Annotated in this window: 12 protein-coding genes; 7 read left to right on the top strand and 5 right to left on the bottom strand. The window is 41.2% G+C overall.

Annotated features, from left to right (window positions below; all coding sequences use genetic code 11):
* Positions 1 to 3440, top strand: a 3440-nt coding sequence (locus tag ADH81_RS10465; protein ID WP_049528991.1) for an LPXTG cell wall anchor domain-containing protein, incomplete at its 5' end; no start/stop codon positions are given.
* A 255-nt stretch (positions 3441 to 3695) separates the two neighbouring features.
* Positions 3696 to 4259 (top strand): sugar O-acetyltransferase, encoded by a 564-nt coding sequence (locus ADH81_RS10460; RefSeq protein ID WP_049528989.1) that lies wholly within the window; start codon positions 3696 to 3698, stop codon positions 4257 to 4259.
* Positions 4260 to 4396: 137 nt separating this feature from the next.
* On the opposite strand, the gene ADH81_RS10455 is transcribed toward ADH81_RS10460, so the two are convergent.
* Both ADH81_RS10455 and ADH81_RS10450 read right to left on the bottom strand, forming a co-directional pair.
* Positions 4397 to 5080 carry a DUF4956 domain-containing protein gene (locus ADH81_RS10455; protein ID WP_049528986.1) on the bottom strand — a complete coding sequence of 228 codons (684 nt, stop codon included), beginning with the start codon at positions 5078 to 5080 and terminating at the stop codon, positions 4397 to 4399.
* A complete protein-coding gene (locus tag ADH81_RS10450) occupies positions 5073 to 5849 on the bottom strand; it encodes a polyphosphate polymerase domain-containing protein (RefSeq protein WP_049528983.1) in 777 nt (258 codons plus the stop codon). Before ADH81_RS10450 ends, ADH81_RS10455 begins: the two co-directional genes overlap by 8 nt.
* A gap of 207 nt (positions 5850 to 6056) precedes the next feature.
* Between ADH81_RS10450 and ADH81_RS10445 the strand changes: the two genes are divergently transcribed.
* Positions 6057 to 7289: a carbohydrate-binding domain-containing protein gene (locus ADH81_RS10445; RefSeq protein WP_049528993.1), complete on the top strand. Its 1233-nt coding sequence runs from the start codon at positions 6057 to 6059 to the stop codon at positions 7287 to 7289.
* Positions 7290 to 7351: 62 nt separating this feature from the next.
* Here the strand turns inward: ADH81_RS10445 and ADH81_RS10440 are convergent, their stop codons facing one another.
* From ADH81_RS10440 to ADH81_RS10430, 3 genes are all read right to left on the bottom strand, one after another.
* A complete protein-coding gene (locus ADH81_RS10440; RefSeq protein ID WP_049528979.1) occupies positions 7352 to 7555 on the bottom strand; it encodes a CsbD family protein in 204 nt (67 codons plus the stop codon).
* Between the two features lie 223 nt (positions 7556 to 7778).
* Positions 7779 to 8411, bottom strand: a complete 633-nt coding sequence (locus ADH81_RS10435; RefSeq protein WP_049528975.1) for a DUF421 domain-containing protein — start codon at positions 8409 to 8411, stop codon at positions 7779 to 7781.
* On the bottom strand, positions 8408 to 8860 hold the full coding sequence (locus ADH81_RS10430; protein WP_049528973.1) for a DUF3290 family protein: 453 nt from the start codon (positions 8858 to 8860) through the stop codon (positions 8408 to 8410). Before ADH81_RS10430 ends, ADH81_RS10435 begins: the two co-directional genes overlap by 4 nt.
* A 191-nt stretch (positions 8861 to 9051) precedes the next feature.
* Here ADH81_RS10430 and ADH81_RS10425 point away from each other — a divergent pair, with 191 nt between their 5' ends.
* The 4 genes from ADH81_RS10425 to ADH81_RS10410 all read left to right on the top strand — a co-directional run.
* A complete protein-coding gene (locus ADH81_RS10425; RefSeq protein ID WP_049528971.1) occupies positions 9052 to 9816 on the top strand; it encodes a nucleoside phosphorylase in 765 nt (254 codons plus the stop codon).
* A 32-nt stretch (positions 9817 to 9848) separates the two neighbouring features.
* On the top strand, positions 9849 to 11228 hold the full coding sequence (locus ADH81_RS10420) for a TrkH family potassium uptake protein (protein ID WP_049528969.1): 1380 nt from the start codon (positions 9849 to 9851) through the stop codon (positions 11226 to 11228).
* Between the two features lie 13 nt (positions 11229 to 11241).
* Positions 11242 to 11907, top strand: a complete 666-nt coding sequence (locus ADH81_RS10415; protein WP_049528967.1) for a potassium channel family protein — start codon at positions 11242 to 11244, stop codon at positions 11905 to 11907.
* A 157-nt stretch (positions 11908 to 12064) separates the two neighbouring features.
* Positions 12065 to 13357: SSURE domain-containing protein (locus ADH81_RS10410; RefSeq protein WP_049528965.1), on the top strand; the 1293-nt coding region annotated here is incomplete at its 3' end.

Here is a 13357-nt window from a genome sequence, read left to right as displayed (position 1 = left end):
GTGATGAAGTAGTACCAATTAACAAGGATTCAATTACTCTCCTTGATGAATCTGGTCAACCAGTAGCCTCAGTAGATGCGAAATCACCAGCAGGAAAAGTTATCGGTACCTTCACAGTTGATAAAGATACAGGTGTAGTTACTTTCACACCAACAGATAAATCTTATTCAGGTGATGTTGTTCCAGTTAAGGTTCAAGCAGCTGATGCAAATGGAACTACAGTTGAAACAACTTATACACCGAAGATTACTCCTGTTGTACCAACTTCTGAAGATGCTACATCGACTGATATTCAAGGCCAAACACAATCTGGTAAACCAACCTTCACCGAAGGTGATCCAAATGTTCCAATCGATGAAGATACACCAGCGACTTTCGAAGATGGTTCAACCACTAAGACAGTAGATGGTGAAGGAACATATACTGTAGCTCCAGATGGAACAGTAACTTTCGTTCCAGAAAAATCATTTACAGGAGAAGGTACAGGTGTAACGGTTAAACGTGTTGATAAGAACGGTACTCCAGTTACAGCAACTTATACACCAACAGTAACCCCAGTTACACCAACTGCAACACTAGCTGAATCAACAGATATTCAAGGTGCAACCCAAACCGGTAAACCTGAATTCAAGGGTGGAACAGTAACCGTTGATGGTGTTGAGAAAACAGTAGCTATCAATGAAGATGTTCCAGCTACGTTTGATGATGGCTCAACTACCAAGAAAGTTAACGGCGTTGGTACCTACACAGTAGCAGCCGATGGAACAGTAACTTTTGTTCCAGAAAAATCATTCACAGGTAAGGCACAAGCTGTAACGGTTATTCGTGAAGATAAGAACGGAACCAAAGCCTCTGCGACTTATACACCAACTGTGACACCAGTAACTCCGACTGCGAAAGATACAACATCAACAGGTAAGCAAGGTCAAACTCAAACAGGTAAGCCTGAATTTATTGAAGGCGACAGCCGTGTACCAATGAATGATGACGTTCCAGCTACGTTTGATGATGGCTCAACTACCAAGAAAGTTAACGGCGTTGGTACCTACACAGTAGCAGCAGACGGAACAGTAATCTTTGTCCCAGAAAAATCATTCACAGGTAAAGCACCGGCCGTAACGGTTGTTCGTGAAGATAAGAATGGAACCAAAGCATCTGCCACTTACACACCAACAGTAACTTCAGTTACTCCAACTGCAACTCCGGCAGAATCAACTGGTCCTCAAGGTCTTGTTCAAACTGGAACCGTAACCTTCACAGAAGGTGACCCAGTTGCACCAATCGACAAAGCTACCATTACCCTTCTTGATGAAAATGGTCAACCTGCTGAATCAGTAGATGCGAAATCACCAGAAGGCAAGGTTGTTGGTACATTCACAGTTGATAAGGATACAAGTGTTGTAACCTTCACACCGACTGATAAGTCTTACTCAGGTGATGTCGTTCCGGTTAAGGTTCAAGCCAAGGATGCCAACGGCACTCCAGCTGAAACAACCTACACACCTAAGATTACTCCGGTTGTACCAACTGCTGACCCTGCAACATCTACAGATATCCAAGGTAAAACTCAAACAGGTACACCAAGCTTCACACCTGGTAACCCTGCAATCCCAATGGATGATGATGTTCCAGCAACCTTTGAAGATGGATCAACTACGAAGACCATTCCAGGCGAAGGAACTTACACAGTTGCTCCAGACGGAACTGTAACCTTTGTACCAGAGAAATCATTCACAGGAACAGGTACAGGCGTAACAGTGAAACGTGTTGATAAGAACGGTACTCTAGTTACTGCAACTTACACACCAACTGTAACACCAGTTACCCCAACTGCTGAGCCAGCAACATCAACAGGTAAACAAGGTCAAACTCAAACAGGTAAGCCTGAATTTACTGAAGGCGACAGCCGTGTGCCGATGAATGATGACGTTCCAGCAACCTTCGAAGATGGTTCAACCACTAAGACAGTAGATGGCGAAGGAACTTACACTGTTTCTCCAGATGGAACAGTGACCTTCGTCCCAGAAAAATCATTCACTGGAGAAGGTACAGGCGTAACGGTTAAACGTGTCGATAAGAACGGTACTCCAGTTACTGCTAAGTACACACCAACAGTTACACCAGTAACTCCAACAGCAACACCAGCTACAACTATTGGATCAAAAGGTCAAGAACAGTCTGGTAAACCAGCATTCAAGGAAGGCGATAGTCGTGTTCCAATGAATGATAATGTACCAGCAACCTTCGAAGATGGTTCAACAACCAAGACTATCCCAGGTGTTGGTACTTATACGGTAGTAGCAGACGGAACAGTAACCTTCAAACCAGAACCTGAATTCACAGGTACAGCTCCATCTGTAACAGTTGTTCGTGAAGATGTAAACGGGACTAAGGCTTCTGCAACATACACCCCAACAGTAACACCAGTTACTACATTTGTAGATAAAGCTGGCAATTCAATTCCAGGCAATCCAAGTGAAGATGGCGAACAACCGAAGAAAGCAATCCCAGGTTACCGCTTCGTAGAGACTAAGAAACTTCCGAACGGAGATACAGAGCACGTCTACGAACCAGTTAAAACATCATTCAAGGATAAAGAAGGAAACGACATTCCAGGCAATCCAAGTGAAGATGGCGAACAACCGAAGAAAGCAATCCCAGGTTATCGCTTCGTAGAGACTAAGAAACTTCCGAACGGAGATACCGAGCACGTCTACGAAAAGATTACGACCTCTTATGTTGATGAAAATGGAAATCCAATTCCAGGATATCCGACTGAGAATGGTGAACAGCCTAAGAAAGAAATTCCAGGTTACCGCTTCGTAGAAACGAAGAAACTTCCAAATGGAGATACCGAGCACGTCTATGAACCAGTTAAAACATTATTCAAGGATAAAGAAGGAAATGACATTCCATGCTATCCAAGTGAAGATGGTGAACAACCGAAGAAAGCAATCCCAGGTTATCGCTTCGTAGAGACTAAGAAACTTCCGAACGGAGATACCGAGCACGTCTACGAAAAGATTACGACCTCTTATGTTGATGAAAATGGAAATCCAATTCCAGGATATCCGACTGAGAATGGTGAACAGCCTAAGAAAGAAATTCCAGGTTACGAGTTTGTGAAGACAGTTGTAGATAAAGATGGTAATATCCAACACATCTACAAGAAGGTGGTAACACCAAATCCGGTGCCGACACCAGACTCGAAACCAACGCCAGATCCAGTTCCGACACCAGAACCAAAACCAATCCAAGTTCCAGAAACACCAAGGAAATCAACTCCAGTAACTGAAACAGTAGCTGAAACAGTAGCTAAGACAACTACTCCTCAGTTGCCAAATACTGGTACTAAAGACCATGCTGGTCTTGCTGCCCTTGGTTTAGTAGGTATCTTGAGTGGATTCGGACTTATGGCTCGTAAAAAGAAAGAAGACTAATCAACTCTGTAAAGTATTGATAAAAGTCAACTTTCTAATAAGAAACTAGTGCATCGTGCGATGCACTAGTTTTTTTGTCTATTTGCCTTGCTGCTTGTATTAAGGATAGAACTATGCTACAATCATCTAATACTCTTCGAAAATCAAATTCAAACCACGTCAGCTTCACCTTGCCGTACTCAAGTACAGCCTGCGGCTCTCTTCCTAGTTTGCTCTTTGATTTTCATTGAGTATAAAAAGCAAGGACATCAAGATATGAAAACTGAATATCAAAAAATGATTGCGGGGGAACCCTATCACCCATTCGACCCAGAACTCCGTTCTCTAGCACAAAAAGCGCGACAAAAGCAAGCTGCTTTTAATGAAGAAGTCGACCCAATAAAAGGTATAGAAATCATCAAAGGATGGTTTGGTTCTACTGGTAAAAATCTCTACATCAACACTCGCTTGATGGTAGATTACGGTGTCAATATTCATCTGGGAGAAAATTTTTATTCCAATTGGAATTTAACTATGCTAGATGTTTGTCCTATAACCATCGGTGACAATGCTATGATTGGTCCCAACTGTCAATTTTTAACACCCCTTCACCCGCTGGACCCTGACGAACGAAACTCGGGACTAGAATTTGGCAAACCCATCACGATTGGTAAGAACTTTTGGGCAGGTGGTGGTGTCATTGTCCTACCGGGTGTTACTTTAGGGAATAATGTCGTTGCAGGAGCAGGAGCGGTTATTACAAAATCCTTTGGTGACAATGTAGTTCTGGCAGGAAATCCAGCACGAGTTATCAAAGAGATTCCAGTTAAAGGAAATTAAAGATTGTAGAAAGAGAAAATGAAGTCTTTTTCAAAAGAGCTCTTTGAAATCGAAAAGCCTAACCAGTTTCAGTATCAAAAACTTATTGCTAGCAAAAAACGAGGTCGGAATTTTTATCCCAGCCTCGTTTTTCGTCTTTAGAGATTTTTTCTCTTTTTAGCTTTTTTAGTCAATGCCACATCGCATTTATCAATATTTTGTGTAAGATAGCTAGTCACTTGGAAATCATCGACCTCTGTTTTTAGCTCGACTTCATAGACAATGCTAAGGTTGTCCCCTGCATTTGTGCTATTGATCGTAATCATGTCAATTTCTGAGCAGAATTGGTCAAGAGCTGATTGGATAGCTTCCTGTACCTTCTCTTGATTGGCTACCGTGATTGTTAAAAGTCTACGGCGTTGATTGTCAGTTTTAATCTGTTGATTTTCCAAAAGGAACCAAACACCCAAGATAAATAGGGTGAATAGAATGGCCAAGAAGAGATAGCCTGTTCCACAAGCCAAACCGATAATCATGGCTAGGAAAATAGCAGTCAGTTCTCTTGATCCACTCGTTGCAGAACGGAAACGGATCAAACTAAAGGTTCCGGCTACAGCAATTGACGTACCCAAGCTCCCATTGACCAGAAAAATAACCAAGGTCATAAGGCAGGGAAGCAGAGTCAAGCTGATAGCAAATTCTCTGGTGTAGAGGGTCCGATATTTGTAGGTCCAAGTAAGTGCCAAACCGAGGACTAGACTGACTAGAAGTGCCAGCAGTAGTTGGAAGGGATCTGCACTTGCAGTGGCGTTGTTGAAAATGGAATTAAATAGATTAAGCATAAGCGATACCTGCGCTTTCTATACTGGGACGTGGTGCATAAGGAAGCCCTTGAGATTTGTGGTAAGCACAACTGTATTTTGAAAATTTGTGCTCCATCAAACCATACTTGTCTAGAATATCTTGTAACCACTGAGGTTTGTTTCCAGGAGCTTTGATCTCCATAATCACAGTATTGTCATCTAATAGAGGGGCCCCTTGATTTCCTGCAAAGAGACTGACATTTTCATCTCTATAGATTAGATTTTGGTCAATGGTGATACGAATCTTATTATAGTCGTAGCCCTCGATGTATTTTTTTTCTTTTAATGAATAACGATCGTAGTAGATGTACATACGAGGCTTGATAGCCTGCTTGTAATCTTGGTGAAGCTTTTTCACTTTTTCAATGACGACTGTATCAGTAATACTAGCATCCAAGTGCCCTTTGGTCATAAAATTAAGGATAGAAATAGGAGTTGAGAGTAGTCTAAATTTGCGACCAACTCCTTCTTGGTCCTTGGTTTTTATTTCTAAAAATACTTGACTATCTGCTTTGGGTTGGCTGAGATAGGTCCGCATCCGAACCTTTTCTTTTCGATTATTTCCAAAATCATCATCTTGGAGCACAGCAAAGTCTTCCGTATCAAAGTAGATATTTGAAATAGTTGAAATTGGATAGTCGTCTTCTACTAAATATTCCTTTAAATCTTGAATCAGTTTGTCTAGTTTATCTTTGGAGATAATATATTTGGTTTCAATCCGCTTAAAAGTTGTTTCTAATGGTTTCATAAGTCTTTCTCCTCTTGCTTTCAGTTATACTATTTTTAAACAAGGTGAACTTGCTTGTCTACAATTCTAGAGGGGGGTTTCTAAAACTTTTGTTAAATTTAACTTAATTGAAACTAAACTTAAGAAAACTTTCAGAAAAAGTTTAGGCTTCTTTTAGGAAAGACCCGTAGACTAAGAGCATGTAAAATGAAAGACGAGGAAACGAGCATGAAAGCAAAAAAATGGACATTCCTATTAACAAGTATAACAACTCTAGCACTGGTAACAGCATGTACCCAGTCAACTTCAAATACAACAGCTAGCAATAGTACTGCAACGACAACAGTGACTACCAATAAGAAAACATCTAGTTACTTTACAGATAAGGACTATGATACTTCTTATGATGAAAAAACAGCTGCAACTGTAACTTTGTCAGGATCAACGGCGACGGTATCAGGTGACGGAGTGGCCGTATCAGGATCTACCGTTACAATCTCTAAGTCAGGTACCTATGTGATTTCTGGTCAATCTGATGGAGTTCAAATCAAGATCGAAACTGGAAGTTCAGATGACGTACACATCGTTCTAAATGGTGTAACAATGACCAACACCAATGCAGCTATTTCTGCAACATCAGCTGGACATGTTTACCTAACTCTAGCAGATGGCACAACCAATAGCCTCTCAGATTCAGCTTCAAATAGTGATGACAAGGCTGACGCGGCCCTCTTCTCTAAAGTAGACTTGACCATCAATGGTAAAGGAACTCTCAATGTAGATGGTAAGAAAAACAATGCTATCAAGGCCAACGATACACTTCACATCACAGGCGGTACTTACAATATCACAGCAGTCGGAGATGCCTTTAATGTCAATGACGAACTTAACATTACTGGAACAACCATGACTATCGATGCCAAGGAAGACGGAGTTAAGGTTGATAATGATGACGATACTTCTGTTGGAACCATGTATCTCTCTGACAATACCATCACTGTTACCGCAGGTGATGATGGTATCCACGCTTCAGGTGATTTGGTCATCGATAGTGGGACCTATACTGTTAAGAATTCTACAGAAGGGCTTGAAGGTAAGTCAATCACTATCAACGGTGGAGATATCACCATCTATTCAACAGATGATGGTGTCAATGCGGCGAACAAAAACGCCCAACAAAGTGAAATTTTCTTCACCATGAATGGTGGGAACTTGACGGTTGAAGTTGGTCAAGGGGATACAGATCCAATTGACTCAAACGGTAATATCACAGTCAATGGCGGAACCATCAAAATGACAGGTCAATCAGGATTTGACTTTGATGGGACAGCGACCTATACAGGTGGAGATATCTACATCAACGGTGAAAAACAAACTGAGATTGTAAATTCGATGCCTGGAGGCGGAGGAGCACCTGGCGGTGGCCCTCAAGGAAATGGAGGCCCTGGTGGACGACCATAAAAGAAAATCTCCTTTCTCGAAAGAGAAGGGAGATTTTCTTATGTTATTAGGACGAAAAAGAATTATTCTCCGTCTTTTTTAAAGATGTTTTTTACTCCAGATACTGCACCTTCGACAGCTTCTTTTGCATCTTCAGCAACTTCTTTAGCTTTTGAAGCTACCTTTTCTGCAGCTCCTTCTGCTTGAATTTTTGTATCACCAGTTAGTTTACCAAAACCTTCTTTAACAGAACCTTTAGCTTGGTTGAATTTTTCTTCGATTGACATGGGGGATACCTCCGTTAAATTTTTGAATTATCTAAACTAATACTCAATGAAAATCAAAGAGCAAACTAGGAAGCTAGCCGAAGGCTGTACTCTAGTACGGCAAGGCGAAGCTGACGTGGTTTGAATTTGATTTTTGAAGAGTATAAATCAGATATTAATTTAAGTATATACCCTTTTATGCTAAAAAGCAAAAAACTGATACGAAAAGCATCAGTTTATTTTTTTAATAGGTTACAATATTCAATTGACCTTTATCATATTCAGCGATAAAGATATTAGAAACATCTTCGAAACCTTCTTCTTTCAATTTCTCAGTTAGCCACTCTTCTGATTTGCCAATGGTTTCTAGGATTTCAACTTGGACAACACCGTCTGTGATGACGGGGTACTTAGGATTTTCGTCACCCATTCTTACAACAATTAGCTGTCCATTTTGCTCAATCACAGCTCTCTTGACATCCTTCAGTTGGAAGATTCCTTGAGAGCGCAATTTAAGAGCTACATCTGCGGCTGCAAGACCTTTTGAGCGACAAGCTTCTGTATCTAATGTTCCATTTTTAATGATAATCGTAGGTTTTCCGTCAATCAGATGTTTGATGAAGGAAACATTGGTATTCAACCATTTAAGGAGTAAAATGAGAATAGTCCAAATAATGAGGATAACAATGTATTGGATGATGGTAATAGAACTATTGTAGATAACCCCACCGATAATACCCCCGAGAACAAAGTTCTGGATTTGGTCCACTGCAGAACTTGGTGCTAGATTTCCTTTACCTGTTACGTTAATAACAAAAACAAGAGAAAGAAGCCCCAAGGCCAATTTAATTGCAATTGTAGCAAAAAAGCTTATCATTTTTCAACCTCCACGAGTTCAACATCTGATTTATAGAGTTCCATTTTTTCTAATAAATAGCTATCTTGGTCAGTCCCGCTAATGGCACGATAAAAATGTTCGCCAACCTTAATAATAGCTCCATCAGTTACTGCTGATGTGTTGACATAAACATTCTTTTTATCAACACCTAACTCTTTTGATACAATCTCGATGAAGTGTAAGGAACTACGAAATTGATTATCATTGGATTGGCTGTTTTGAAGATTCGTAATGCTAATCAATACAAAAGCAATTAACGTCAAAATAGAAATGAGCGATAATTCACGGAACTTACTCCCTCTTTTATCTTTGAAAGCCTTAAATGCAAAGAATCCAGTCACAATCACTAAGAGCGTCGACACAATAATCATGGTCCAATTCTGTTGACTAATCTGGCTTAGAACATAGTCATATGAATAGAATTTCATAAGATTTCTCCCTTTTTCAAATTCAATCTATTATACACTAATTCCTAAACTATAGCAATGTTACCATTAGGGGAAAAGCATTTAATTGTTGTTTCCTACTTAAGGTAGGTTTTTTCTGATTTGACTTAGGCTTCCGTCTTGACTTTCGTTTTGCTTTTGTTATAATAGTAAAAATTTAGAGGAGGTACTTTATGATTCAAAAACACGCCATTCCTATTTTAGAGTTTGATGATAATCCTCAGGCAGTCATCATGCCAAATCACGAAGGATTAGATTTACAGTTGCCAAAGAAGTGCATCTATGCATTTTTGGAGGAGGAGATTGACCGCTTTGCTCAGGAAGTAGGGGCGGAGTGCGTTGGGGAGTTTGTGTCTGCCACTAAAACCTATCCTGTTTATGTCATGAGTCACAAGGGTGAGGAAGTATGTCTGGCTCAGGCTCCTGTTGGTTCTGCCCCTGCGGCCCAGTTTATGGATTGGTTGATTGGTTACGGTGTGGAGAAAATCATCTCCACGGGAACCTGCGGGGTGCTGAGTAGTATAGAAGAAAATGCCTTTCTAGTTCCAGTTCGAGCCCTACGCGATGAAGGAGCCAGCTACCATTATGCACCACCTTCTCGTTATATGGATGTGCATGTTCAAGCAATTTCTGCTATCGAGCAAGTTTTGGAACAACTAGGTGTCCCTTACGAAGAAGTCATGACTTGGTCGACAGACGGATTTTACCGAGAAACAGCTGAAAAAGTTGCCTATCGCAAGGAAGAAGGCTGCGTAGTTGTGGAGATGGAGTGTGCAGCTCTTGCAGCAGTAGCTCAGCTTCGCGGAGCAGTTTGGGGTGAGTTGTTGTTTACGGCAGATTCTTTGGCAGATCTTGATAACTATGACCAACGCGATTGGGGTGCAGAAGCTTTTGATAAGGCGCTAGGTCTCTGCCTTGAGATCGTTAGTCATATGTGAGTATTCTCAGATTTTTGTGGTACAATGTAGCTATGTTATTAAAATCAATTGTTGAAAAAATAAATACCATTCTAGGGCGTTTATCACCCGCTCGGAGAATCTTTTTAAGTTTTGCTTTGGTTATCCTCTTGGGGTCTCTCCTTTTGAGTCTGCCATTTGCACAATCTTCAACATCTCATGCCGGTTACTTTGATCATTTATTTACAGCCGTATCTATGGTCTGTGTGACAGGACTTTTTACCTTACCTGTCGCTTCGACCTACAATGTCTGGGGGCAGCTGATCTGTATGTTCTTGATTCAGATTGGTGGTTTGGGTCTCATGACCTTTATCGGAATTTTCTATATCCAGGGCAAGCAAAAACTCAGTCTTCGAGGTCGAGAAACGATTCTGGAGAGCTTTAGCTTCGAAGAAACCCAGTCTCTGAGGGATTTTCTACGTTCCATCTTCGTGACGACTTTTCTAGTAGAAGGATTCGGAGCCTTTCTGTTAAGTTTTCGTTTTGTCCCCGAGTTTGGTTGGGGCCGAGGAATTTTTACTTCCATTTTCGTAGCAATTTCAGCTTTCTGTAATGCTGGATTTGATAATTTTGGAAGTACAAGTTTAGTAGCTTTTCAAACTGATCCTTTGATTAATTTAGTGATAGCAGGCTTGATTATTACGGGTGGTCTAGGTTTCATGGTTTGGTTCGACTTGGCTACCCAATTAGGAAAGAAGAAAAAGCGTCGTCTACGTTTCCATACTAAGCTAGTCCTCTTCTTAACAGCGGGGATTTTATTTGCTGGAACAGTTTCAACCCTCTTGATAGAGTGGAACAATTCGGGAACGATTGGCAATCTCAGCTTCCCAGATAAATTGCTGGTTAGTTTCTTCCAAACTGTCAGCATGCGGACGGCAGGATTTGCTTCTATTGATTTTACTCAGGCTAGTCCTGTTACCTTGATGATCTATATTTTGCAGATGTTTCTGGGTGGGGCACCTGGCGGTACAGCAGGGGGACTAAAAATCACAACCTTCTTTGTCTTGTTGGTATTCGCACGCAGTGAACTTTTAGGGTTACCTCATGCAAATGTGGCTAGAAGAACAATTGAACCTCGGACAGTTCAAAAATCATTCAGTGTTTTTATCATCTTCTTGATAACTTTTTTATCGGGCTTAATCTTAGTAGGAATAACAGCCGAGGGGAATCCGCGCTTTATCTACATTATGTTTGAAACAATTTCTGCTCTTGCTACGGTCGGAGTAACTGCTAATTTGACACCAGAGTTAGGTAAGCTAGCACTTAGTGTCATTATGCTACTGATGTTTATTGGGCGAATCGGACCTCTGACGCTATTGGTTAGTTTGGCTGAGTATCGACCAGATAAGAAAGATATGATCCACTATATGAAAGCAGATATTACCATAGGATAAGAAAGGATAAACTATGTCAGATCGGACAATCGGAATTTTAGGCTTGGGTATTTTTGGGAGTAGTGTTCTGGCTGCTCTCGCCAAGCATGATATAAATATTATCGCTATTGATAACCATGAGGAACGAATCAATCAATTTGAACCAGTCTTGGTGCGTGGTGTTGTTGGAGATATCACAGATGAGGAACTCTTGCTATCAGCTGGAATTGATACCTGCGATACCGTAGTCGTCGCAACTGGTGAAAATCTAGAGTCTAGTGTTCTTGCAGTCATGCATTGCAAGAGTCTAGGGGTACCGACTGTTATTGCTAAGGTTAAAAGCCATACAGCAAAAAAGGTCCTTGAAAAAATCGGTGCAGACTCAGTCATTTCACCAGAGTTTGAGATGGGGCGTTCGTTGGCACAGACGATTCTCTTTAATAACAGTGTAGATGTCTTTCAGTTGGACAAGAATGTTTCAATTGTCGAGATGAAAATTCCACAATCGTGGTCAGGTAAGAGTCTAAGTCAACTTGATCTTCGAGGACGGTACAATCTCAATATCCTCGGTTTTCGTGACTACGAAAATGCTCCCTTAGATGTACAGTTTGGACCAAATGATTTATTAAAACCAGATACCTATATCATGGCGGTGATTAATAACCAATATTTGGATACCCTAGCAAGCCTTAGTGAGTAGAAGAGGAATGACTATTCTTTTTTTCAACGACTATTGAGTCAATATAAGTATTTTATAAGAGGGATTTAAGAAAAATTTTAACTTTTTCTTAATCCTTTTTAATTTTAGGAGATTATACTAGAGTCATCAAATAAAGAAAAACTCTAAGGAGAATCCTATGAAATTCAATCCAAATCAGAGATATACTCGTTGGTCTATCCGCCGTCTTAGTGTCGGTGTTGCCTCAGTTGTTGTGGCCAGTGGCTTCTTTGTCCTGGTTGGTCAACCAAGTTCGGTGCGTGCCGATGTAGTCAATCCGACCCCTGCCCAAGTCTTGCCAGATGCAGATGCGGTGAGTGCAAAGAGCGATTTACCAGTAGAGCTACTCAAAGAAGCAGTTGATACAGCTCTTCCTTCAGAACAGGCAGACTCAACATCTAAAGCAAGCTTGGATACTACAAGCTCTTCAGAAAAAGTGGATGTTGCTGATAAAGAGCAAGTAGTAGCGCCAAAAGAAGAAGTGCAAGCAAAGCCAGAATCTAAGAAACAAACAGAAGATGCGGTTAAACCTTCGACAAATCCTGCGCCTATAGTTTCTGGACAAGACCGCGAAGCCAGTGAAGCGCAACCAGCGACCACTCCAGCTGAAGTGCAAAAAGGCGTAGCCGACAATACCAAAGATACAGTGGACGTCCCAGCTACATACTTGGACAAAGCCAACTTCCCAGGGCCATTCACAGCTGGTGTCAACCAAGTCATTCCATACGAGTTCTTCGCTGGTGACGGCATGTTGACTCGCCTTATCTTGAAAGCTTCTGACAAGGCCCCATGGTCAGACAACGGATCAGCTAAAAATCCTGCTCTTCCACCAGTAGAAAAATTGGGCAAAGGCCTCTACTTCTATGAAGTAGATTTGGCTGGCACTCAAGGTAAATCAGATAAAGAGCTTCTTGATTTCTTGAAACAAAATGGCACTCAAAGCTATAAAGCTACTATTAAAGTGTACGGTGCAAAAGATGGCAAGGCCGATTTGAGCAATCTTGTAGCGACAAAAGATTTGACAGTGAACTTGAATGGCTTGACCGCTCCAGCTGAAGTTCAAAAAGGAGTGGCCGATAACACCAAAGACACAGTGGACGTCCCAGCTACTTACTTGGATAAAGCCAACTTCCCAGGCCCATTTACAGCCGGAGTCAACCAAGTTATTCCATACGAATTCTTCGCAGGTGATGGTATGTTGACTCGCCTTATCTTGAAGGCCTCAGACAAGGCTCCATGGTCAGATAACGGTTCAGCTAAAAATCCCGCCCTTCCACCAGTAGAAAAATTGGGCAAAGGTCTCTACTTCTATGAAGTGGATTTGGCAGGTACCCAAGGTAAATCTGATAAAGAGCTGCTTGACTTGTTAAAACAAAATGGCACTCAAAGCTATAAAGCTACTATTAAAGTGTACGGTGCAAAAGATGGCAAG

This window comes from Streptococcus pseudopneumoniae (genome assembly GCF_001072925.1).
Classification (GTDB): Bacteria; Bacillota; Bacilli; order Lactobacillales; family Streptococcaceae; genus Streptococcus; species Streptococcus pseudopneumoniae_Q.
Note: the sequence above shows the minus strand (reverse complement) of the source record. Positions and strands in the feature narration are given on the sequence as shown.

Excerpts from the sequence above, each read along its gene's own strand:
- ADH81_RS10445 (WP_049528993.1), top strand. The coding sequence starts at position 6,057 with ATGAAAGCAAAAAAATGGACATTCCTATTAACAAGTATAACAACTCTA.
- ADH81_RS10460 (WP_049528989.1), top strand. The coding sequence starts at position 3,696 with ATGAAAACTGAATATCAAAAAATGATTGCGGGGGAACCCTATCACCCA.
- ADH81_RS10415 (WP_049528967.1), top strand. The coding sequence starts at position 11,242 with ATGTCAGATCGGACAATCGGAATTTTAGGCTTGGGTATTTTTGGGAGT.
- ADH81_RS10440 (WP_049528979.1), bottom strand. The coding sequence starts at position 7,555 with ATGTCAATCGAAGAAAAATTCAACCAAGCTAAAGGTTCTGTTAAAGAA.
- ADH81_RS10455 (WP_049528986.1), bottom strand. The coding sequence starts at position 5,080 with ATGCTTAATCTATTTAATTCCATTTTCAACAACGCCACTGCAAGTGCA.
- ADH81_RS10420 (WP_049528969.1), top strand. The coding sequence starts at position 9,849 with ATGTTATTAAAATCAATTGTTGAAAAAATAAATACCATTCTAGGGCGT.
- ADH81_RS10430 (WP_049528973.1), bottom strand. The coding sequence starts at position 8,860 with ATGAAATTCTATTCATATGACTATGTTCTAAGCCAGATTAGTCAACAG.
- ADH81_RS10425 (WP_049528971.1), top strand. The coding sequence starts at position 9,052 with ATGATTCAAAAACACGCCATTCCTATTTTAGAGTTTGATGATAATCCT.
- ADH81_RS10450 (WP_049528983.1), bottom strand. The coding sequence starts at position 5,849 with ATGAAACCATTAGAAACAACTTTTAAGCGGATTGAAACCAAATATATT.
- ADH81_RS10435 (WP_049528975.1), bottom strand. The coding sequence starts at position 8,411 with ATGATAAGCTTTTTTGCTACAATTGCAATTAAATTGGCCTTGGGGCTT.